This is a genomic window from Streptomyces sp. NPDC054932, from assembly GCF_053610205.1.
Genome location: NZ_JBSGXU010000144.1, coordinates 1 through 21,408 on the forward strand (window position 1 = coordinate 1; position 21,408 = coordinate 21,408).

Annotated in this window: 16 protein-coding genes and 1 pseudogene; 6 read left to right on the forward strand and 11 right to left on the reverse strand. The window is 72.8% G+C overall.

Annotated features, from left to right (window positions below):
* Window positions 1-20: 20 nt before the first annotated feature.
* Entirely contained in the window at window positions 21-821 is an 801-nt protein-coding gene (locus tag ACWGE1_RS29795; RefSeq protein ID WP_453423559.1) for a crotonase/enoyl-CoA hydratase family protein, read from the reverse strand.
* Between the two features lie 207 nt (window positions 822-1,028).
* Between ACWGE1_RS29795 and ACWGE1_RS29800 the strand changes: the two genes are divergently transcribed.
* Complete coding sequence (locus tag ACWGE1_RS29800; RefSeq protein ID WP_453423560.1) at window positions 1,029-2,684, forward strand: acyl-CoA synthetase; 1,656 nt, start codon at window positions 1,029-1,031, stop codon at window positions 2,682-2,684.
* 73 nt (window positions 2,685-2,757) lie between these two features.
* Here ACWGE1_RS29800 and ACWGE1_RS29805 read toward each other — a convergent pair whose 3' ends face one another.
* Both ACWGE1_RS29805 and ACWGE1_RS29810 read right to left on the reverse strand, forming a co-directional pair.
* Entirely contained in the window at window positions 2,758-3,306 is a 549-nt protein-coding gene (locus ACWGE1_RS29805; protein WP_453423561.1) for a GNAT family N-acetyltransferase, read from the reverse strand.
* Between the two features lie 127 nt (window positions 3,307-3,433).
* Window positions 3,434-4,426 carry a phosphotransferase family protein gene (locus tag ACWGE1_RS29810; protein ID WP_453423562.1) on the reverse strand — a complete coding sequence of 331 codons (993 nt, stop codon included), beginning with the start codon at window positions 4,424-4,426 and terminating at the stop codon, window positions 3,434-3,436.
* A gap of 196 nt (window positions 4,427-4,622) precedes the next feature.
* Between ACWGE1_RS29810 and paaK the strand changes: the two genes are divergently transcribed.
* Both paaK and ACWGE1_RS29820 read left to right on the forward strand, forming a co-directional pair.
* Window positions 4,623-5,951: a phenylacetate--CoA ligase PaaK gene (paaK, locus tag ACWGE1_RS29815; protein ID WP_453423563.1), complete on the forward strand. Its 1,329-nt coding sequence runs from the start codon at window positions 4,623-4,625 to the stop codon at window positions 5,949-5,951.
* Between the two features lie 71 nt (window positions 5,952-6,022).
* The gene (locus ACWGE1_RS29820) at window positions 6,023-6,877 is read left to right on the forward strand and encodes a YhjD/YihY/BrkB family envelope integrity protein (protein WP_453423564.1); all 855 of its coding nucleotides are present in this window, start codon (window positions 6,023-6,025) and stop codon (window positions 6,875-6,877) included.
* Between the two features lie 50 nt (window positions 6,878-6,927).
* On the opposite strand, the gene ACWGE1_RS29825 is transcribed toward ACWGE1_RS29820, so the two are convergent.
* Window positions 6,928-8,481, reverse strand: coding sequence for a fatty acyl-CoA synthetase (locus ACWGE1_RS29825; protein ID WP_453423565.1), 1,554 nt, complete (start codon window positions 8,479-8,481; stop codon window positions 6,928-6,930).
* A gap of 157 nt (window positions 8,482-8,638) precedes the next feature.
* Here ACWGE1_RS29825 and ACWGE1_RS29830 point away from each other — a divergent pair, with 157 nt between their 5' ends.
* Window positions 8,639-11,116, forward strand: coding sequence for a penicillin acylase family protein (locus ACWGE1_RS29830; protein ID WP_453423566.1), 2,478 nt, complete (start codon window positions 8,639-8,641; stop codon window positions 11,114-11,116).
* Window positions 11,117-11,158: 42 nt separating this feature from the next.
* On the opposite strand, the gene ACWGE1_RS29835 is transcribed toward ACWGE1_RS29830, so the two are convergent.
* The 3 genes from ACWGE1_RS29835 to ACWGE1_RS29845 all read right to left on the reverse strand — a co-directional run bounded on the left by ACWGE1_RS29835 (window position 11,159) and on the right by ACWGE1_RS29845 (window position 15,138).
* On the reverse strand, window positions 11,159-12,262 hold the full coding sequence (locus ACWGE1_RS29835; protein ID WP_453423567.1) for a calcium:proton antiporter: 1,104 nt from the start codon (window positions 12,260-12,262) through the stop codon (window positions 11,159-11,161).
* Window positions 12,263-12,433: 171 nt separating this feature from the next.
* Window positions 12,434-14,017 (reverse strand): acyl-CoA synthetase, encoded by a 1,584-nt coding sequence (locus ACWGE1_RS29840; protein ID WP_453423568.1) that lies wholly within the window; start codon window positions 14,015-14,017, stop codon window positions 12,434-12,436.
* Between the two features lie 5 nt (window positions 14,018-14,022).
* Window positions 14,023-15,138, reverse strand: a complete 1,116-nt coding sequence (locus tag ACWGE1_RS29845; protein ID WP_453423569.1) for an NAD(P)H-dependent flavin oxidoreductase — start codon at window positions 15,136-15,138, stop codon at window positions 14,023-14,025.
* Between the two features lie 339 nt (window positions 15,139-15,477).
* Between ACWGE1_RS29845 and ACWGE1_RS29850 the strand changes: the two genes are divergently transcribed.
* Window positions 15,478-17,391: a serine hydrolase gene (locus tag ACWGE1_RS29850; protein WP_453423570.1), complete on the forward strand. Its 1,914-nt coding sequence runs from the start codon at window positions 15,478-15,480 to the stop codon at window positions 17,389-17,391.
* Between the two features lie 13 nt (window positions 17,392-17,404).
* Here ACWGE1_RS29850 and ACWGE1_RS29855 read toward each other — a convergent pair whose 3' ends face one another.
* Window positions 17,405-17,779: a VOC family protein gene (locus tag ACWGE1_RS29855; RefSeq protein WP_453423571.1), complete on the reverse strand. Its 375-nt coding sequence runs from the start codon at window positions 17,777-17,779 to the stop codon at window positions 17,405-17,407.
* Window positions 17,780-17,788: 9 nt separating this feature from the next.
* Window positions 17,789-18,319 carry a hypothetical protein gene (locus ACWGE1_RS29860; RefSeq protein ID WP_453423572.1) on the reverse strand — a complete coding sequence of 177 codons (531 nt, stop codon included), beginning with the start codon at window positions 18,317-18,319 and terminating at the stop codon, window positions 17,789-17,791.
* Window positions 18,320-18,501: 182 nt separating this feature from the next.
* Here ACWGE1_RS29860 and ACWGE1_RS29865 point away from each other — a divergent pair, with 182 nt between their 5' ends.
* Window positions 18,502-19,251, forward strand: coding sequence for an amidohydrolase family protein (locus tag ACWGE1_RS29865; protein WP_453423573.1), 750 nt, complete (start codon window positions 18,502-18,504; stop codon window positions 19,249-19,251).
* Window positions 19,252-19,268: 17 nt separating this feature from the next.
* On the opposite strand, the gene ACWGE1_RS29870 is transcribed toward ACWGE1_RS29865, so the two are convergent.
* Both ACWGE1_RS29870 and ACWGE1_RS29875 read right to left on the reverse strand, forming a co-directional pair.
* Window positions 19,269-20,675 (reverse strand): alpha/beta hydrolase family protein, encoded by a 1,407-nt coding sequence (locus tag ACWGE1_RS29870; protein ID WP_453423574.1) that lies wholly within the window; start codon window positions 20,673-20,675, stop codon window positions 19,269-19,271.
* A 563-nt stretch (window positions 20,676-21,238) separates the two neighbouring features.
* Window positions 21,239-21,408: pseudogene (locus tag ACWGE1_RS29875) on the reverse strand (TetR family transcriptional regulator); the annotation flags it as partial.

Genomic DNA, 21,408 nt, shown 5'->3' on the forward strand with positions numbered 1-21,408 from the left:
CGGCACAGCCACGCGCGCAGCTACTCGCGCCGATACACCGCCGGCCGCTTCTCGGCAAAGGCCCGCGCCCCCTCCTTCGCATCGGACGTGTCGAAGATCGGCCACCCCCGCAGCAGCTCCGACGCCAGCCCCTCGCGCTCCGTCATCTCGGCGGTCTCGTAGACCGAGGCCTTCACCGCCTCCACCGCCAGCGGCCCGCACGCGTTGATCCGCTCCGCGATCTCCAGGGCCGTGGCCAGCGCCGTGCCGTCCGGCACCACCCGCCCGACCAGACCGATCCGCTCGGCCTCCGCGGCCGAGTACGGGCGCCCGGTCAGCAGCATCTCCAGGGCGTGCGTACGGGGGATCTGGCGCGGCAGCCGCACCGTGGAGCCGCCGATCGGGAAGAGCCCGCGCTTGACCTCGAACAGTCCGAAGGTCGCGCCCTCGGCCGCCACCCGGATGTCCGTCCCCTGCAGGATCTCCGTCCCGCCGGCGACGCAGTAGCCCTCCACCGCCGCGATGACCGGCTTGCGCGGCCGGTGGTGACGGAGCATCGCCTTCCAGTGCAGGTCGGGGTCGGCCTTGAGGCGGTCCCGGTACTGATCGCCGGCCATTCCCTTGCCGGCCAGGGCCTTGAGGTCCATTCCGGCGCAGAAGTCCCCGCCCGCGCCCGTCAGGACCACCGAGCGGATCCCGTCGTCGGCGTCCGCCTCCAGCCAGCCGTCGTACAGCCCCACCAGCAGCGGCAGCGAGAGCGCGTTCTTCGCCTCGGGCCTGTTCATGGTGAGCACCAGCGTGGCGCCGTGCCGATCCACGGTCAGGTGTTCTGTCCCACCCATTGCCGTCCTCCCGTCTCAAGACCTAGAACAGGTTGCAGTAGGGGAGGGTGCAGTTCAATAGTTTTCTGACACTCAGTCAGATTTCTTCGGCGACGCCCTTCCCAGTTGCCGTCTCCGGCGCTCTAATGACCGCCGGAGCAGGTCGGCCACGGGGCCGGTCGTCGGGAACATCGGGAACATCGGGAACATCGAGGGTCAGGAGGAACGGTGGAGTACAACCTTGCCGACCTGTTCGAGTCGGTCGTGGACGTGGTTCCGGACCGCGAGGCCCTGGTGTACGTGGACCACCCGGGGACGGGCGCCGAGCGCCGCCTCACCTACGCGGAGCTCGACGCGGCGGCGAACCGGATCGCGCACCACCTGCTGAACAGCGGGCTGACGGCCGGCGAGCACCTGGGGCTCCACCTCTACAACGGCATCGAATACCTGCAGACCGTACTGGCCTGCCTGAAGGCCCGGCTGGTCCCGGTGAACGTCAACTACCGGTACGTGGAGGAGGAGCTGGTCTACCTCTACAACGACGCCGATCTCGCCGCCCTCGTCTTCGAGGGCGAGTTCACCGGGCGGGTCGCGGCCGCGCTCCCGCAGACGACGCGGCTCCGGCACCTGATCCGGGTCGGGGAGGCCCCCGAGGGCGCCCCGGAGCCGTCGATCGCGCCCGTCCCGTTCCCGGAGGCGGAGGCGGCCGGCTCGCCCGGGCGCGGATTCCCGCCGCGCAGCCCCGACGACCTGTTCATCATCTACACCGGCGGCACGACGGGCATGCCCAAGGGCGTGATGTGGCGGGCCGAGGACCTCTTCTTCGCCGGGCTGTTCGGCGGCGAGCCGTCGGGCGAACCGGTGAAGCGGCCGGAGGAACTGGCCGAGCGGGTCGCTGCCCGCGGCGCCGGGCTCACCTTCTTCCCGGCGCCCCCGCTGATGCACGGCACGTCGACGCTGACCTCGTTCATCGCCTTCAACTACGGCCAGCGGGTGGTCATCCACCGCAAGTACGCACCCGAGGAAGTGCTCCGCACCATCGAGAAGGAGAAGGTCTCCAGCGTGTCGCTGGTCGGCGACGCGATGCTGAGGCCGCTCATCGACGCCCTGAACGGCCCGCTCAGGGGCACCGACCTGTCGTCGCTGTTCAGCGTCTCCTCGTCCGGGGCGATCATGTCGGAGACGGTGCGCGCCGAGTTCCAGCGGCTGGTGCCGAACGTGCTGCTCCTGAACAACTTCGGATCGTCCGAGTCCGGGTCCAACGGCCGTGCGACGGACGACTCCGGTCCGGAGAAGGGCTTCCGCCTGGAGGTCAACGACCGTACGCAGGTGGTGGACCCGGTGACGCACGAACCGGTGGCGGTGGGCGAGCCGGGACGCCTCGCCCAGCGCGGGCACGTCCCGCTCGGCTACTACAACGACCCGGCGAAGACTGCCGAGACCTTCTTCCAGAAGGGCACGGAGCGCTGGGTGCTGCTCGGTGACATGGCGACCGTCGACGAACAGGGGATCGTCACGGTGCTCGGCCGCGGCTCGCAGTGCATCAACACGGGTGGCGAGAAGGTGTATCCGGAAGAGGTCGAGCAGGCGCTGAAGTCCCACCCCGACGTGTACGACGCCCTGGTCGCGGGTGTCGCGGACCCGACCTGGGGCAGCCACGTGGCCGCGGTGGTCCAGGTGCGCGAGGGCTCCCCGGCACCGAGCCTGGACCAGATCCAGAGCCACTGCCGCACCAGGCTGGCGGGCTACAAGATCCCGCGCCAGCTGGTGATCGCGCCCGCCATCCAGCGCTCCCCGAGCGGCAAGGCGGACTACCGCTGGGCGAAGGCGGTGGCGACGGAGGCGGACGCGGACGCGGACGCGGACGCGGCGACGGCAGGCTAGGACGCTTCCTCCGGGTCGCCGGGGTCCGCCCACGGGCCCCGGCTGCCGCATGCGCCGCAGGCGGCGTCCCGGCTCAACCGGACGGTGTGGCCGAGGACCACACTCCGAACCACTGCTCGGCGCCGTACTCCTCGAACCGCTCCACCTCGGTGAAGCCCAGCCTCGCCGCGAGGCGCATCGCGCGGCCGTTGGCGTTCTGGGTGCAGAGCACCACCGGTTCGCCGGGAAGTGCGCCGGCGAACCAGTCGAGTGCCGCCGCGCACGCCTCGGCGGCGTACCCCTGTCCCCACGCCTCCGGCAGGAACATGTAACCGAGCTCGGTCTCCCCGGCATCCGGACGGACGTGGCCCGGACGCTCCGCGGCGCGCCGGTCGAGCGTGATCATGCCGATCATCGCTCCGTCGAGATCGATCACGAAGAGACCGGGGCGGCGCCCGGGCACCTCGGGCACCGCGCGTTCGAGCTCATCACGCGGTCGGTGGCCACCGAGGTGGGTCCCCACCTCCGGCGATGCGAACAGCTCGATGAACGCCGCACGGTCCCGGGCCTCGGACGCGCGGAGCACGAGCCGTTCGGTCCGTATCGGAGCGGGTGGCCAGATGACGTGTTCGAGTCCGGTCATTGCAGCAACCTGACGCACACCCCTGGCGTGATCCGAGAGCGAAAGCCCGGGCCGGGCGGGTCGGTCGGACCGGGGCGGGGCAGGGCGGGCCGGGCCGGCTCCGGGCGGCCGAACCGGCGGCGAGGGTTCAGGCATAGCGGCTGAACAGGGATGCGATGTACCCCTCCAGCCTCTGGGTCAGGACGGCGCCGGTCAGGTCGGTGCGGCCCAGTTCACGCCAGGGGCCGGCGACCTTCTCCGCGTCCGGGGCGAAGCCCAGCGCGTCCAGCAGCCGCCAGTAGAGGTGGGCGGCGCCGTCCGCGGCCAGGGTTCCGCCAGCGGCGACGTAGCGATCGGCGAATTCCATGCCTGCGGGGATCCCGTGCAGCAGGGCGAGAGCCGTCGAGCAGTGGGCCACGTCCAGGTCGGCCGGCCCCCAGGAGGTCTCCACCCAGTCGACGACACCACTGATCCGGAGATCGCCGTCGGTGCCCGTGAACAGGACGTTCCCGGGATGGAAGTCCCGGTGCAGGAAGCACCCGCGGTGGGCCGGCGGCTCCCGGCGGATGACGTCGACGGCCCGCTGCCAGAGCTCGGGCCGCCCGGTGGTCGCGGGCGGGGTCACTCGCTCGGGAGAGGCCCAGGCCTGATAGGCGCGGGGCCGTTGGCGCTCCGTCACCGGCAGCCGGTGGATGCGCACCAACTGCCGGGCCAGCAGGTCGGCGCGCTCGTCGGCACCCTGATCGGCCAGCCGGACGGTCCCCGGCAGCAGGGACATCAGCAAGGAGGGGTGGTCGCAGTGCTGTGCCGTCGCGTCCACCGCCGCGAGGGTGGCCGCGGGCACGTCCGTGTCGCCGAGCAGGCGCAGGACGGTCGCCTCACGGGTCAGCAGGCCCTCCGCGTGCCGGAGGTAGAAGGGCTTGACGAAGGACCTCAGGACGAGCGAGCGGCGACCGTCCGGACCTCTGAGGTCCAGGCGCCGCATCTGCGAAGTCCAGCCGCCGCGCAGCGGCACGACCCGGTCGATGCGCTCCGCCCCGGGGAGCCCCTTCTCGACCCAGGAGCGCGTGGCGCCCCAGTCCCGACCGTCAAGTTCCGCAAGTTCCGCACCGGTGCCCCCGGCCCCTGAATCCGAACTCATGGACGCAGGCTACCCGCCTCCCGGTGCAGCGCCCTCGCGGGTGGCGGGCAGGGCGGGGAGGATCGGAGGGCGCCCGTCCGTCCCTGGGCGCGCCGGCTCGCACAAAAGACGATCACTCGTTCGAGTCATTGATTTAACCTGCGGATTCCTGGCAATCTACCGAATGATCGGTCGGTTCTCATGATGAGGTGACGGCATGGCGGTGTACGCGGATCTCCACGACGAGGGCGAGCGGCTGGACCGCGACGAGCTGGCCGCCCTCCAGCTCACCCGGCTGCGCGCGACGCTGCACCGCGCCTACGAGAAGGTGCCGTTCTACCGGCAGGCCTTCGACAAGGCCGGTGTGCATCCCGACGACTGCCGGTCCCTCGCCGATCTCTCCCTGTTCCCCCTGACGACCAAGGCCGATCTGCGCGACCAGTACCCCTTCGGGATGTTCGCCGTGCCGCGCTCGCAGGTGCGCCGCATCCACGCCTCCAGCGGCACCACCGGGCGGCCGACCGTCGTCGGGTACACCGACGGGGACCTCAGCACCTGGGCGGACGTCGTCGCCCGGTCCATACGCGCGGCGGGCGGGCGACCCGGCCAGATCGTCCACATCGCCTACGGGTACGGGCTGTTCACGGGCGGCCTGGGCGCGCACTACGGCGCCGAGCGCCTCGGCTGTACGGTCGTGCCCGCGTCCGGCGGGATGACGGACCGGCAGGTCCGGCTCATCGAGGACTTCCGGCCGGAGGTCATCATGGTGACCCCTTCCTACATGCTGACCCTGCTGGACGAGATGGAGCGCCAGGGAATCGACCCGCGCGCCACCTCCCTGCGGACGGGGATCTTCGGCGCGGAGCCGTGGACCGAGGAGATGCGCCGGGAGATCGAGGAACGGCTCGACATCGACGCTGTGGACATCTACGGCCTGTCCGAGGTCATCGGACCGGGCGTGGCCCAGGAGTGCGTCGAGACGAAGGACGGCCTCCACATCTGGGAGGACCACTTCTATCCCGAGGTGGTCGATCCGCTGACCGGCGCGGTGCTGCCGGAGGGCGAGCCCGGCGAGCTGGTGTTCACGTCCCTCACCAAGGAGGCCATGCCCGTCATCCGCTACCGCACCAGGGATCTGACCAGGCTGCTCCCCGGCACGGCCCGGCCGGCCTTCCGCCGGATGGAGAAGATCACGGGCCGCAGTGACGACATGATCATCCTGCGCGGGGTGAACATGTACCCGACCCAGATCGAGGAGATCCTGCTGCGGACGGCCGGCCTGGCTCCCCACTTCCAGCTGAGGCTGACCCGGGAGGGCCGGATGGACTCCCTGACGGTACGGGTGGAGGCACGCCGGGAGACGGACTCCGGCCGGCGGCAGGACGCGGCCGCCGCCGTGGTCCGGGCCGTCAAGGAGGGGATCGGGGTCTCCGTCCGGGTCGAGGTGGTCGATCCGGAGACCCTGGAGCGTTCGGTGGGGAAGATCAAGAGACTGGTCGACCTGCGCGGCGCCGGGGAGGGCGGGGACACGCGACCGGGGCGGTGAAACCACCCCTTCGGGCCCATTTGGGGGTGGCTTCCGGGAGCGGGAGGGCGCTCGCGGGTAGTGCATGAGGTGTGATCTCCACCCTCCGGCAGCTCCACGACCGGCTCCAGGGCTCCCAGATCGGGCTGGCCTGGAGCCGCGGCCGGGAGATGGAGCTGATGCACCGGGCGATGGGCTTCGCGGCCCTCGGCTTCCTCACCCTGGTGCCGCTGCTGGTGGTCGTCGCGGCCGCGGCGCCCGGGAGCGGCTCGGGCTTCGGCCGCTGGCTCGGCCAGGCCCTCGGGGTGACGGCGGCCTCGCGGATCCGGGTCGAGATGCTGTTCGGTGCGGCGGACCTGGCGCTGGAGCGGACCACCGCCTTCGGTCTGGCCGCCCTCGCGGTGTTCGGCCTGACCTTCGGCTCAGCCGTTCAGACCGGCTACGAGAAGGTCTGGGACCTGCCGACCGCGCGCTGGCACACCATGTGGCGGCACGTCGTCTGGCTCGCGCTGCTGGTCTGCTACCTCGCCCTGCTCGTGGGGATCCCCGCGCCGTCGAACGACGCCGTCGGCACGGTCCTCGGAGCGCTGGGCGACCTGATAGGCACCTGCCTGTTCTTCGTCGGCTCGCAGCGGCTGCTGCTCGGCGGGCGGGTCCGCTGGCGTGCCCTGGTGCCGGGGGCGGTGGCGACCAGCCTCGGACTGCTGGGGCTGCGGATCTTCTCGCAGCTGGTGTTCTCGCCGCTCATCGCCTCGAACGCCGTCACCTACGGCCCCTTCGGCACCCTGCTCGTCGTCCAGTCCTGGCTGGTCGGCGTGGGCTTCGTGGTCTACGGCGGCGCGCTCGTCGGCCGGCTGGTGCACGAACACCTCACCCTGCGGCGGCTGCGGCGCAGCGGGCTCTACCCACCCGAGGACCCTGCCGCGCACCATCCACGACCCGGCTGACCGCACTCCCCCGCCGGCCGTCAGGGGCCGGGGCGTCAGCAGTCGGGCTGTCAGCGGCCGGGCTCCGCGAAGCGGTCGCGGAGTTCCCGCTTGAGGATCTTGCCGCTGGCGTTGCGCGGGAGGGCGTCCACGAAGAGCACCCGCTTCGGGGCCTTGAAGTGGGCGAGCCGCTCCCGTGCGTACGCCATCAGCTCCGCCTCCGTCACCTCCCCGCGCGGTACCACCACCGCCGTGACCGCCTCGATCCAGCGCTCGTCGGGCAGTCCGACCACCGCCGCCTCGGCCACGCCCGGGTGGGTGTAGAGCACGTCCTCCACCTGCCGTGAGGCGACCAGCACCCCGCCCGAGTTGATGACGTCCTTCACCCGGTCCACGACCGTGAAGTACCCCTGCGCGTCGCGCACCGCGAGGTCCCCCGAGCGGAACCAGCCGTCCCGGAAGGCCTTCTCCGTGGCCGCCGGGTCGTTCCAGTACCCCCGGCAGAGCTGCGGCGAGCGGTAGACCACCTCGCCCGCCGTGCCGTCGGGTACGTCCTTGCCGTCCTCGTCGACGACCTTCGCCTCGACGTGGCGCACCGGCCGCCCGCAGGAATCCATCCGTCCCTCGTGCTCCGCCGGTCCCAGCACCGTCGCGAGCGGACCGATCTCGCTCTGGCCGAAGCAGTTGTAGAAGCCGAGCCCGGGCAGCCGCTCGCGCAGTCGCTCCAGAACCGGAACGGGCATGATCGAGGCCCCGTAGTACGCCTTCCGCAGCGCGCCCAGCTCACGTACCGCGAAGTCCGGGTGATTGGCCAGGCCGATCCACACCGTCGGCGGGGCGAAGAGGCTGTCCGCCTCCCCCGCCTCGACGAGGTCGAAGATCCGCTCCGCGACCGGCCCGTCCACGATGGTGTTCCGCGCGCCCACCGCCAGGTACGGCAGCAGGAAGACGTGCATCTGCGCCGAGTGGTACAGCGGCAGCGAGTGCACGGGCCGGTCGCCCTCGGCCAGGTCGAGCGCCTCGATCGCGCTCTCGTACTCGTGGACGAGGGCCCGGTGGGTCATCATCGCGCCCTTGGGCAGTGCGGTGGTCCCCGAGGTGTAGAGGAGCTGCGCCAGCGCGTCCGGGTCCCGGTCGGCGTCGAAGGGCAGCGGCCCGGCCGCCAGGTCCGCCAGGAAGGAGTCGGGGGCGTCGCGCAGCGCCCGTACCCGACGGCCTCCGGGGATCCGCCCCGCCAGGTCCGGATCGGCGAGGACCAGGGCGCTCGCGGAGTCGTCCAGGATGTGCGCGAGGTCCTCGCCGGTGAGGTTCTGGTTGACCGGGACATGGGTGAGCCCGGCCCGGGCGCAGGCGAGGAAGGCGATGAGGTAGGCGTCGGAGTTGTGGGCGAAGGTGGCGACCCGGTCGCCGGCGGCCAGCCCGTACCGCTCCCTCAGCACGGCGGCGCCGGTGGTGGCGGCCGCGTCGAGCTCCGCGTACGTCCAGCTCCGTTCGCGGTAGCGGACGGCCGGGCGGTCGGGGACCCGCCGCGCGCTGTCGTGCACCAGTCCGTCGACCGTGTTGTCCCGCACGGCCTGCCCCGTCCGGCCCGTCCGCACTGCCCGTACTTCCCGCGCTGCCGTCATGGCGCGATCCTCGTCCTCCCGTACGCCCGAGGTCAATGACCCGATACCAAACGGGATGTTGACAGATCATCGGACCGCCTGAATGAGTGTGGGGGCACGGACGCACCGCCTGTCCAACGGGTAACCACGCCCACTCGCAGGCTACTTGGGAGGACTGTTGCACCTCAGCACTCGTCCGATACTCCGGCGCGTCGCCCTCACCGGCGCCGCTCTGCTCGCCGCGACGGCCGCGATGCCGCAGGCCGCGGCAGCCACCGACGACCGGACCGCCGCCCGCGGTGGTGGCCTGTCCGCCGTCGTCCGTTACACCGAGAACGGCATCCCGCACATACTCGCCCGCGATTACGCGCAGCTCGGCTTCGGTACCGGCTGGGCCCAGGCGGCCGACCAGGTCTGTGTCCTCGCGGACGGGTTCGTGACCGTCGCCGGTGAGCGTTCCCGCTGGTTCGGCGCCGACGCGGCGCCCGATTTCTCGCTCTCCTCGGCCACGAAGAACCTCTCCAGCGACCTGTACTTCAAGGGGGTACGGGAGTCCGGCACGGTGGAGAAGCTGCTGGCGGCTCCCGCCCCGGCCGGTCCCACCAAGGACCTCAAGGAGCTGATGCGCGGCTGGGCCGCCGGGTACAACGCCTGGCTGGCCCAGAACAAGGTCACCGACCCGGCGTGCAAGGGCGCCGGGTGGGTCCGCCCGGTCACCACGGCCGATGTGGCCGCCCGCGGCTTCGCCGTCTCGGTCCTCGGCGGGCAGGGCCGCGGCATAGACGGCATCACGGCCGCGCAGCCCCCGGGCACGGCGGGCGCAGCGGGCACGGCGGCGGCCGGTCCCGCGGCGCTCCCTCAGCCCTCCGGTGGGCGGCCCGGCCCCGAGGCCGATCCGGCGGCCGCCGCCGAGGCCGCGCGGGAGTTCTTCGACACCAGCCGGTACGACATGGGCTCCAACGCGGTGGCCTTCGCCGGCTCCACCACGGCGAACGGCCGCGGCCTGCTGCTCGGGAACCCGCACTACCCGTGGCACGGCGGACGCCGCTTCTGGCAGTTCCAGCAGACCATCCCGGGCGAGCTGAACGTCTCGGGCGCCTCCCTGCTCGGCACCGCCGTGGTCAACGTCGGCTTCAACGAGAAGGTGGCCTGGAGCCACACGGTGGCCACCGGCACCCCGGTCAACCTCCACCAGCTGGCCCTGGACCCGGCCGATCCGACCTCCTACCTGGTCGACGGCAGGCCGGAGCGGATGACCCGGCGGACCGTCACCGTCCCGGTGGCGGGCGGCGACCCGGTCACCCGCACCCAGTGGTGGACCCGCTACGGGCCGGTGGTCTCGTACCTCGGCGCGGGCCTGCCCCTGCCGTGGACCGCGCAGACGGCGTACGCGCTGAACGACCCGAACGCGGCGAACCTGCGCGGCTCGGACACCGCCCTCGCGATGGGCAAGGCGCGTTCGGTGGCCGGGATCCAGGACGCGCTCAAGCGCACCCAGGGCCTGCCCTGGGTCAACACCGTGGCCGCCGACTCCGCGGGCGGCACCCTCTTCACCCAGACCCAGGTGCTGCCCCGGATCACCGACGAGCTGGCGGCCCGCTGCTCCACCCCGCTGGGCCGGGCCACCTACCCGGCGTCGGGGCTGGCGGTGCTGGACGGTTCGCGCGGCGACTGCGCGATCGGCTCGGATCCGGACGCGGTGCAGCCGGGCGTCTTCGGCCCGGGGAAGGCGCCCACGCTGCAGGGCGCGCCGTACGCCGAGAACTCCAACGACAGCGCCTGGCTGGCCAATGCCGACCGGCCGCTGACCGGTTACGAGCGGGTCTGGGGCAATGTCTCCACCCCGCGCTCGCTGCGCACGCGCGGAGCGGTCGAGGACGTGTCGGCGATGGCCGCCAGGGGCCGGCTGACCGTGGCGGACCTGCAGGAGCAGCAGTTCGCCAACCGGGTGCCGGCCGGCGATCTGGCGGCGGCGGACGCCGCGAAGGCCTGCGCCGCCCTGCCCGGCGGTACGGCGACGGCGAGCGACGGCGGTGCGGTGGACGTCTCGGCGGCCTGCGGGGTGCTGGCGGGCTGGGACCGTACGACCGACAGCGCCAGCCGCGGTGCGCTGCTCTTCGACCGGTTCTGGCGCAGGCTGACGGCTTCGACTCCGGCCAAGGACCTGTGGCTGGTGCCGTTCTCGGCGGCCGATCCCGTACGCACCCCCCGTACGCTCAACCAGGCGGCGCCCGGCATCGGGCGGGCCCTCGCGGACGCGGTGGCGGAGCTGAAGGCGGCCGGGATCGCGCTGGACGCCCCCCTGGGTGAGCACCAGTTCGTGGTCCGGGGCGGGCGGAAGCTGCCGGTGGGCGGCGGTACGGAGGCGCTCGGCGTCTGGAACAAGATCGAGGCGCCGTGGAACGCCGCGGCCGGCGGCTACCCGGAGGTCGTGCACGGGTCCAGCCACATCCAGGCGGTCGGCTGGGACGGCAGCCGCTGTCCGGTGGCGCGCACCCTGCTGACGTACAGCCAGTCCTCGAACCCGGGCTCGCCGTACTACGCCGACCAGACCCGGATGTACTCCGAGGAGCGCTGGGTCGGGGCACGTTTCTGCGAGCGGGACATCCTCACCTCGCCGAAGCTGAAGGTGGTGCCGGTCCGCGAGCGGCGGTGACCCGCGGCCCGCGTTCCTCTTCCCGGCCCCGGCCCCGTTCCCTCACGGGCTGACGGCCAGGAAGAGGTACGCGGCCAGCAGCACGATGTGCACACCGCCCTGGAGCAGCGTGGCGCGCCCCGGGACGATGGTGAGGGCGCTGACCACGACGGTCAGGGCGAGCAGCACCATGTGGATCGGGCCGAGGCCGAGCAGGAGCGGGCCGGAGAGCCAGATCGAGGCCAGGGCGATGGCCGGAATGGTCAGGCCGATGCTGGCGATGGCGGATCCGTAGGCGAGGTTGAGACTGGTCTGCACGCGGTCGCGGCGGGCGGCGCGGACGGCGGCGAGGGTCTCGGGCAGCAGGACGAGCAGGGCGATGATCACACCGACGACCGCCTGGGGCAGGCCTGCGGCCGCGACGGCCCTCTCGATGGTCGGGGAGACGGCCTTGGCGTCGCCGACGACCGCGACGAGCGCGACCAGCAGCAGGCCGAGGCTGATGAGGGCGGTGCGGGCGGTGGGCGGCTCGGCGTGACCGTCGGCATCGCCGGAGACGTTCCCGGTGTCCACGGGCAGGAAGTAGCTGCGGTGGCGGACCGTCTGGACGGCGACGAAGAGCCCGTACAGGGCGAGCGAGGCGACGGCGGCGAAGGTGAGCTGCGCGGTCGAGAACTCCGGGCCGGGCTTGCTGGTCGTGAAGGTGGGCAGGACCAGGCTGAGGGTGGCCAGCGTTGCGACGGTGGCGAGGGCGGCTCCGGACCCTTCGGGGTTGAAGACGGCGATCCGGTTGCGCAGGGCGCCGACGAGCAGCGACAGGCCGACGATCCCGTTGCACGTGATCATGACGGCGGCGAAGACCGTGTCCCGGGCGAGCGAGGCGGACTTGTCGCCGCCGTCGGCCATCAGGGTGACGATGAGCGCCACCTCGATGACGGTGACCGCCACGGCGAGGACGAGGGAGCCGAAGGGTTCACCGACCCGGTGGGCGACGACCTCGGCATGGTGCACGGCGGCGAGGACCGCGCCGGCCAGACAGAGGGCGACGAGCGCCACCGCGAAGCCGGGCAGGTCCCGCCCCCAGCTGAGGACGAGCGCGACCAGCGCCACCACGGGGACCACGACGGTCCAGTCGGTCAGGAAGGATCTGCGCTTAGTCGTACCCATATCTGCCAAGTTGCCAGATGTGTCCCTCAAGTGCGTCGCAAGGCGCGCCTCCGGAGCCTTGACGTGGGCTTTCTCACGGATCTCCCGGCGTGGCGGGTTCCGGCGGCCGGGGACCCGTACGGCGCCGGGGTGCACGACTTCACGCACTGGTGACGCGGTCGGCCGGCGGGCTCACATCGCGCGCTCGTGCCCCTCCCAGTACGGGTCGCGCAGGCGCCGCTTGTAGAGCTTGCCGTTCGGGTCGCGCGGCATCGTCTCGATGAAGTCGACCGTCTTGGGGCGCTTGTAGCCGGCGAGCTGCCGCTCGCAGTGGTGCAGGATCTCCGCGGCCAGGGCGTCGCCCGCGACGAAGCCCTCGGCCGGTTCGACGACCGCCTTGACCTCCTCGCCCCAGTCGGCGTGCGGGATGCCGAAGGCGGCGGCGTCCGCGACGGCCGGGTGGGTGAGCAGGGCCGACTCGATCTCGGCCGGATAGATGTTGACCCCGCCGGAAATGATCATGTCGATCTTGCGGTCGCGGAGGAAGAGGTAGCCCTCCTCGTCCATCAGCCCCAGGTCGCCGACGGTGAAGAAGTCGCCGATCCGGTTCTTCCTCGTCTTGCCCTCGTCCTTGTGGTAGCTGAAGCCGCCGGTGTTCATCTTCAGGTAGACGGTGCCCAGTTCGCCGGGGGGCAGCCGGTTGCCGTCGTCGTCGAAGACGGCCAGCTCGCTGATCGGCCAGGCCTTGCCGACGGTTCCCGGCTTCTTCAGCCAGTCCTCGGCGGTGGCGAAGGCGCCACCGCCCTCGCTCGCCGCGTAGTACTCCTCCACGCAGTGACCCCACCAGTCGATCATCGCCCGCTTGACGTGGTCGGGGCAGGGCGCGGCGCCGTGGATGGCGTGCCGCATCGAGGAGACGTCGTAGGCGTCCTTCGTCTCCTGCGGGAGGGCGAGGAGGCGGTGGAACTGGGTCGGCACCATGTGGGTGTGCGTACAGGCGTGGCCGTCGATCAGGCGGAGCATCTCGGCGGGGGTCCACTTGTCCATCAGGACCAGCGGGTGCCCGATGTGCAGGGCGGCGCCCGCGAACTGGAGGACGGCGGTGTGGTAGAGCGGTGAGCAGACGAGGTGGACGTTGCCGTCGAAGGGCCGGATGCCGAAGATGCCGAGGAAGCCGCCCAGGTAGGTCTCCTCGGGGAGCTTGCCGGGCAGCGGGCGGCGGATGCCGCGGGGGCGGCCGGTGGTGCCGGAGGTGTAGTTCATGACCCAGCCGAGGGTGCGCCCCTCGGGGGGCGTCGCGGGCTGCCCGTCGAGGAGTTCGCCGTACGGCCTGAAGCCCGGGACCGCTCCGACGGCGTAGCGGTGGCTCGCGGGCAGGGCGGCCTCGTCGGCCGCGGCGGTGGCGGCGTCGGCGAAGCGCTCGTGGGCGATGAGGACCTTGGCTCCGGAGTCGGAGACGATCCAGGCGATCTCGGGGCCGACGAGGTGGTGGTTGACGGGGACGAGGTAGAAGCCTGCCTGGGAGGCGGCCAGATAGGCGGTGAGGAACTCGACGCCGTTGGGGAGGACGACGGCGAAGACGTCGCCCTTCTCCAGGCCGGCGGCGCGCAGGCCGTGGACGAGGCGGTTGACGTCGGCGTGCAGTCGGCCGGCGGTCCATTCCTCGCCCTCGGGAGTCACCAGGACGGCGCGTCCGGGGTCGGCGGCGGCCTGGGCCCAGAAGCCGTTGGGAGGCTGCCGGTCGGCGGCGGGGGTCGTGGACGTCGTGGCGGTCATGGCGGTCACGCCTCTCGAACTCGGCCGGCGATGCGGTTGATGCGGTCGATCGCCTTCTCGAACCCGCTGGTGAGGTCGTCGAAGACGGCCTGGACGCTGCGCTCTTCGGTCATCCGGCCGACGATCTGGCCGACGGGGGTGCCGAGCAGCGGCTGGATCTCGTACTTCTGGATCCGGGAGACGGCCTCGGCGACGAGCAGTCCCTGGAGCGGCATGGGGAGTGCGCCCGGACCCTCCGGGTCGTCCCAGGCGTCGGTCCACTCGGTGCGCAGCTGGCGGGCGGGCTTGCCGGTGAGGGCCCGGGAGCGGACGGTGTCACCGGAGCCGGCGGCGAGCAGTTTCGCGGTGAGGGCCCGCGAGTGGAGGTCCGCCTCGGTGGTGGTGAGCCAGAGGGAGCCGAGCCAGGCGCCCTGGGCGCCGAGGGCGAGACCGGCGGCGATCTGCTCGCCGCTGCCGATGCCGCCGGCGGCGAGGACCGGGAGCGGGGCGACGGCCTCGACGATCTCGGGGACCAGGACCATGGTGGCGATGTCGCCGGTGTGGCCACCGGCCTCGTAGCCCTGGGCGACGACGATGTCGATGCCGGCTTCGGCGTGGCGGCGGGCGTGTTTGGCGCTGCCTGCGAGGGCGGCGACGAGGACGCCGTGGTCGTGGGCGCGCGCGATGACGTCGGCGGGCGGGGAACCGAGGGCGTTCGCCAGGAGTTTGATGGGGTAGTCGAAGGCGACGTCGAGCTGGTTGCGGGCGACCTGCTCCATCCAGCCGGTGATCCGCCAGCCGGAGGCCTCGCCGGCGGCGAGCTCGGGCACGTGGTGTTTGGCGAGGGTGTCACGGACGAAGGCCCGGTGTCCGGCCGGGATCATCGCCTCGATGTCGGCCTCGCTGATGCCGTCGACCGCCTTCTTGGCGGGCATGACGACGTCGAGGCCGTAGGGCTTGCCGTCGGTCTGCGCCTGCATCCAGTCGAGGTCCCGCTTGAGGTCGTCGGGGGCCGTGTAGCGGACCGCGCCGAGGACACCGAAACCGCCCGCGCGGGTGATGGCGGCGGCGACCGCCGGGAAGGGCGTGAAGCCGAAGATGGCGTGCTCGACTCCCAGTTTCTTGCTCAGCTCCGTCTCCATGGGCGGCAGGATGCCGTAGCCCGGCGGCCGAGGGAAGAGATTTTCTGATGCAGTGTCAGATTCTTTACGGGCCGGTCGGCGCGGAGGGTGCCCGGCGGGCGGGCAGATACCCACTAGCGTGCGGATCGCCTGCGGCGCGCACGGCGCATCCCGGGACGCCCGGGGCCTGTTCGCCTGCGGCGCGCTCGACGGTTCCGGGGCCCGGACCCCGGGGCGGCACCCCGGGCGGTGACGGCGCAGGCCGGGGCCGACCCGGCCCCGCCGGCGTGTGAGGCGCGGGGTCCGGGGCGGAACCCTGGGAGACGGCGCCGCAGGTGAACAGCGGACAGGAGGGCGGACATGACAGTACGCACGGGGGCCTACGGCGTGGCGGGCCGAGAAGCGCGGCCCGCACAGGCCGCAACGGGCGGGCCCTGGAGGACCGGCGGCGGGCCCGGGAAGACAAGCGGCCCGGCCGGCCCAGCCGGTGGCGGGTTGACGCGGCGACGGATCGGGGCGCGGCTGCTCGCGCTCGGCGGGGTGCTCGTCCTGCACGCCGCGCTCCCCGGCGCCGCCGCTTCCGCCTCGGGCGGCCCGGCCGAGCGGCGCGCGCTCCAGGGGCTGCGACTGCGGTACGGGTCCGCGCGTCAGGCCGGGCTGCTCGAGAAGCACCTGGAGACAGTGGCGGACGAGGCCCGGCGCTTCCTGGGCCCCTCCCCCGAACACCCCTACTACGCCGGGGCGGTGGTCCTCGCCGGCCGGGGCCGCACCATCGCCCTGCACCGTGCCATGGGCGACGCCGTCCGGTACGCGGACTACGACGGGCGCACCGACCGGGTGCGGGAGTTCCCGGCGGCCGAGCGGATCGCGATGGCCGAGGACACCGTCTTTGATCTGGCCTCGCTGACCAAGCTGTTCACCTCCATCCTGGCCGTGCAGCAGATGGAGCGCGGGCGCCTGGAGCTGGAGGCTCCGGTGCTCCGGTACCTGCCGGAGTTCACCGGGGGCGGCAAGGAGATCATCACGGTCCGTCAGCTGCTCACGCACACTTCGGGGTTGCGCTCCTGGGCGCCGTTCTACCAGGAGTCCACGCGCGAGGGGCAGCTGAGGCTGCTGTGGTCGGTGCGGCCGCAGGAGACCCCCGGGACCGTCTACCGGTATTCCGACCTCAACCTCATCGCGCTGCAACTGCTCCTGGAACAGATCACCGGCCGCACTCTGGACGTCCTGCTCCGCGACGAGATCACCGCTCCTCTCGGGATGCACCGCACTCGTTACAACCCACCGCTCTCCTGGCGCCGGGTCACCGCCGCCACCGAGGTGCAGCGCCCGCCCTGGTCCGGCCTGGACCGCGGGCTGGTGTGGGGCGAGGTCCACGACGAGAACGCGCACGCGCTCGGCGGCGTCGCGGGCCACGCCGGAATCTTCGGCACCGCCTGGGACCTGGCCGTCCTCGCCCGCACCCTGCTCGACGGCGGGGTCTACGCCGGCAAACGCATCCTGCGCCCCGCCTCCGTCGAGCTGCTCTTCACCGACTACAACACGGCCTTCCCCGGCGACGACCACGGCCTCGGCTTCGAGCTCTACCAGCACTGGTACATGGGCGCCATGGCCACCCCGCACTCCGCCGGACACACCGGCTTCACCGGCACCTCCCTCGTCCTCGACCCCTCCACCGACTCGTTCCTGATCCTGCTCGGCAACTCGGTCCACCCCGTGCGCACCTGGCGGGCCGGCAGCGCGCCACGGGTCGCCGTCGGCAACCGCTTCGCCCGCGCCGTCCCGGTCCGCACCCGGCACGGCGGAGCGGCCTGGTTCTCCGGCATCCAGCCGGGTGCCTCGGGCACGCTCGCCCTGCCGCCGCTGCGCCCCGCCACGGCCGCCGCGCGGCTGCGCTGCGCCGTGTGGTGGGACACCGTGCCCGGCGAGGGCGCCCTCCATCTGGAGGCCTCCGCCGACGGGGAGCGCTGGGATCCGCTGCCCTTCAGCACGCTGCGGTCCACCGGCGGCACACCCGAGCAGTGGCCGCGGGGTTCCGTGAGCGGCTGGTCCGGCCGCGTCTGGCACCGGCTCGAAGCCCCCCTCACGGCCGCCTGGGCGGGACGCGAGGTACGGCTGCGCTTCCGCCACACCGCGACCGGTCGCTACGTGGGCCGCGGGGCCTACGTGGACGTGGTCCGCGTGGCGGAACCGGGCCGCCTGCTCTTCGCCGAGGACCGCCCCGCCGACGCCGACCGCATCGAGGCCGTCGGCTGGACCCGGTCGGCGGACTGACCGCCCCCGCGGCTCAGTGCCGGACCAGACAGAACGGATGCCCCGCCGGGTCCGCGTAGACCCGCCAGCCGCGCCCGTCCGCGCCGTCGAGCAGCGTCCCGCCGGCCGCCAGCACCTCCTCCTGCGCCCGGTCCAGGTCCGGGACGCCGAGGTCCAGGTGGAACTGCTGCGGCCGGGTGGGGTCCGGCCAGCGCGGGGGCACGTGGTCCGGAGCCTGCTGGAAGGCGAGGACCAGTCCCGACGGCGTGTGGAGCGTCGCCCAGCTCTCGTCCAGCGACCAGCGCCGGTCCGGCTGGTTGACGTTCCCGCCCAGCAGGGACCGGTAGAACTCGGCGAGCGGCTGCGGCTCGGGGCAGTCCAGGACCACGCATTGCAGTTCAGCGATCATGACCGGATCCTATGGCCGTGTCCGCAGGGGGGCGCTGCGCCGATCGGGCCGGAGCAGGGGCTGCCGAGCGGCACCGGCCGGCCAGACGACCTCCACCGGCAGCCCCCGCGCCCGGGCCGTCGCCACGGCGTCGCCCGTCCCGCCCTGCCTGCCGCCCGTCCCTCCGTCCCAGACGGCGACCAGGAGCTCGGCCCGGCCGAGCAGCAGTCGGTTGGCGGCGGCGTAGGCGGGCGCGCCCGCCCTTCGGTACGGCATGACCTTGACCTCGGCGGCTGCCCGGAGGAGGCGGTCGAACGCATCGGCGTGCGGTCCCTCCGGCATGCGTGCGCGGTGATCGGCCGAGGGGAGTACCGCCACCAGCCGCCCGCCCACCGCGAGCACGGCCTCCCCGAAGACCGTGTCCGCGCCTGCGGCCAGGCAGGACATGCCGGTGAGCTCCGCGGCCGGGTAGCGGGCGAGCAGCGGGAGCAGTGCTTCCGCGACCAGGGGAAGGCTCGCCCCGGTGAGGTTCACATGGCCGGTCACGGCAATGGTCGCCATGGCACCGCTGCTCCGCATCGGGATCGGCATCGAGGACGCCGGACGGCGACGTCCCCATGATGCAGAGCCGGGGTGGCCCCGGCCAGGGATTTCCGGCCCGCCCGGACGGCGGCGCGCAATCAGCGACGGTCGCGCTCCGCGGGGTGGAGTATCGGTCCGAGACGACCGACAGGAGCAGCCCGGTGCCCCGACAGCCCTTCTTCGACGCCCATTTCCACATCGTCGATCCGCGCTTCCCGCTGTTCGAGAACGACGGCTTCCTGCCCGGGGAGTTCACCGTCGAGCAGTACCGGGCCCGCATCCAGGGCCTGGGGGTGGTGGGCGGTGCGGTGGTGTCCGGCTCGTTCCAGCGCTTCGACCAGGGGTTTCTGCTCGATGCCCTCGACCGGTTGGGCCCCGGCTATGTCGGCGTCACCCAGATCCCGCACGACCTGCCGGACCGGCGGATCACCGAGCTCGCCGAACGGCGCGTGCGCGGCGTGCGGTTCAACCTCCGGCGCGGCGGGTCGGCAGGTCTGGAACACCTCGACCGGCTCGCCCGGCGGGTCTTCGCGGTGGCCGGCCTGCACACCGAGCTGTACGTCGACGCCCGCGACCTGCCTGCCGTCGCCGGAACGCTGGCCGCTCTCCCCGCGGTCAGCATCGACCACCTGGGCCTGCATCCCGACGGACTCCCTCACCTGCTGGCGCTGGTCGAGCGCGGGGTCAAGGTGAAGGCGACGGGGTTCGGCCGGGTCGAGCTCGATGTGCGCGAGACGGTCCGCGCGGTGCTCGACGTCGACCCGACCGCCCTGATGGCGGGATCGGACCTGCCCTCGACCCGGGCGCGGCGTCCCTTCGCCGACGCCGATCTCGATCTGCTGGAGGAGGCCGCCGGACGGCACGGCAGCGCCGTGTTCCACGACAACGCCGCCGCGTTCTACCGCGTGTGAGACGGCGGGGCCGTCCGTCAGCGGTTCAGGAGCGTCTTCTGGAGCCAGTCGAAGACGACCTCGCAGTGCAGCTGCGGGGCCATGGGGGAACAGTGCAGCTGCGCGCCCTGGGCCGCCGTCAGTTTCAGGTAGTCCCTGGGCGAGGTGAGGGCGTCGTACATGCGGCGCGGCTGGCCGGGGTAGAACTGCTCGCCCTCGTAGTCCAGCACCAGGGTGGGTGCCTTGATGCGGCCGACGACATCGGTGATCGACAACGCCTGGATCCGGGTGGCGGGGGTGTAGAAGTCCGTGAACAGCTTGCCCTGACGGGCTTCGAGCATCGCGGGGATGGAGAAGGGCTCGAAGCGCTTCTTCATCACGGCGGCGGCGTCCGGAGGCAGTTCGGGGACCACCTCCTTGTTCCAGATGTCATTCGTCTCCTGCTTGTCCGGAGTGAGGATCTCCCGGATCTCGGGCGGGAAGCCCAGCCAGGGCTCCACGCAGCCCGGCATGGCCACCAGCGCGGCGATCCGGGTCTCGAACGCCGCCGCCCTCGGGGCGAGGTCCCCCGCCATGCTCAGGCCTGTGAGGGCGATCTTGTCCGGGTCCACGTCGGAGCGGGCCGTCAGCCAGTCGACGAGGGGCGTGACGACCTTCTCCCAGGTGGGGGTGAAGACGACCTGGTCCACGAAGAGCAGCTGCCCCTGGCCCGGCCCGTCGTAGACGAGCGCGTTCCAGCCCCGGTCCAGCGCGGCGGGAACCCCGTAGGTCCACATGTCCACGTTCTGGCCGTCGCTGCCGTTGGTCAGGATCACCGTCGGGCGCGGGGTGCCGGAGGTGTCGGGGCGGAAGAACCACACCGGCAGCGGCGTGGTGCCGTAGGGCACGTTCGCCTTCACCGGGGCCGGCTCGCACAGGCCGCAGAAGGTGTCCCAGGCCCCGCGCCCCGCCTTGTACAGCTGTTCCTCGCTGCCGGGGTCGTCCGAGCCGAGGACGAAGAACAGCGCCTGACCGTAGTACTGGGCGGCGCGCAGCGCCCGGAACCGCTTGGTCCGGCCGTCGGCCGGGGCGCCCGGGGGTGCCTTCAGGAGCTGGTCGCCCAGCGCGCGGAAGGTCTGCACGTACGTCTGCGCGGTCAGGCCGGCACCGTTGATCGTGTTCACTGCCGTGAGGACCTCGCCGACCTCGGCGGCGCCGACGCCCGAGCCACCCAGGGCGAGGAGTCCGTTGAAGTTGTACGCCGGGTCCTTGAACAGCGTCATCGCGCCCGGGGTGAGGCCGCCCGCGGCCGCGGTGGGCGGGGCGGAGCTGCTGGACGCTGCCGCCGCCGGAGCGCCGGAGGCGCCGCCGCGGGTGCAGCCCGCCACGAGGGCGGCACCGGCCCCGGCGGTGAGCAGGGCGCGACGGGTGGGGCCGGAGCGGCGATCGCCGGATATGTGGTTCATGCCATCGGAACGTAGCCCCGACGCGGCCCGCCGACCTCCCGTCCCGTACCGCGCGTACGGCGTCGGGCACCCGGCCCGGTCTCCGGCCGGCCGCCGAACGGGCAGGTCCCGGGCTTGCGTCCCGACCTGTCGGCGCGGGCTTCCGGAGGCCGCCCGCCTTGCGCCGGTCGGGGGACACGGGCCCCGACCGGCCCGGGGGGAGGGCCGGTCGGGGGCGGGCCCCGGCCAGGCCGGGGGGAGGCCGGCCGGGGCGTATCGGTGTGGGCGGGGACATCGGCCCCCTTGCCTGCACCCACGCATGGATGAACGGTCAACCACCCCGGTGGGTTCCCGGCCCGGCCCCCGGCGCCGCGCTCACCATCCCCTGTCGGCCCGGAACGTCCTACGCTGAAAAGCGGCGGCCGAACCGGCGAGCGGCCCGCGGCCGCCCCCGTGGGCACCTGCCCCTCCCCCACTGCGCAGGTGCCCACCACGGTTTCCTGCGGCGCTGCGGCGATACGGCGCCGCGGCGATACGGCGCTGCGGCGATACGGCGACCCGAAGGACCCCCGGCGCCCTTCGGGTCAGGCGGGGCCCGCGAGCACCGCGTCGATCATCCGCCGGGCGATGGAGGTCAGCTCGGCGAGGTCCGGAGCGGGGCGGGAGCGGGCGAGGGCGCCGGCCAGCCGGTCGTAGAGGAGCCCGTCCGTCCAGGCGACCAGGAGTTCGGCGGCCTGCTCGGGCCGCTCGGCCC

Coding starts and splice junctions, on each gene's coding strand:
- ACWGE1_RS29835 (WP_453423567.1), bottom strand. CDS start 12,262: ATGGGTACGACTAAGCGCAGATCCTTCCTGACCGACTGGACCGTCGTG.
- ACWGE1_RS29805 (WP_453423561.1), bottom strand. CDS start 3,306: ATGACCGGACTCGAACACGTCATCTGGCCACCCGCTCCGATACGGACC.
- ACWGE1_RS29845 (WP_453423569.1), bottom strand. CDS start 15,138: ATGGAGACGGAGCTGAGCAAGAAACTGGGAGTCGAGCACGCCATCTTC.
- ACWGE1_RS29840 (WP_453423568.1), bottom strand. CDS start 14,017: ATGACCGCCACGACGTCCACGACCCCCGCCGCCGACCGGCAGCCTCCC.
- ACWGE1_RS29870 (WP_453423574.1), bottom strand. CDS start 20,675: ATGAACCACATATCCGGCGATCGCCGCTCCGGCCCCACCCGTCGCGCC.
- ACWGE1_RS29860 (WP_453423572.1), bottom strand. CDS start 18,319: ATGGCGACCATTGCCGTGACCGGCCATGTGAACCTCACCGGGGCGAGC.
- ACWGE1_RS29810 (WP_453423562.1), bottom strand. CDS start 4,426: ATGAGTTCGGATTCAGGGGCCGGGGGCACCGGTGCGGAACTTGCGGAA.
- ACWGE1_RS29850 (WP_453423570.1), top strand. CDS start 15,478: ATGACAGTACGCACGGGGGCCTACGGCGTGGCGGGCCGAGAAGCGCGG.
- ACWGE1_RS29855 (WP_453423571.1), bottom strand. CDS start 17,779: ATGATCGCTGAACTGCAATGCGTGGTCCTGGACTGCCCCGAGCCGCAG.
- ACWGE1_RS29825 (WP_453423565.1), bottom strand. CDS start 8,481: ATGACGGCAGCGCGGGAAGTACGGGCAGTGCGGACGGGCCGGACGGGG.
- paaK (WP_453423563.1), top strand. CDS start 4,623: ATGGCGGTGTACGCGGATCTCCACGACGAGGGCGAGCGGCTGGACCGC.
- ACWGE1_RS29795 (WP_453423559.1), bottom strand. CDS start 821: ATGGGTGGGACAGAACACCTGACCGTGGATCGGCACGGCGCCACGCTG.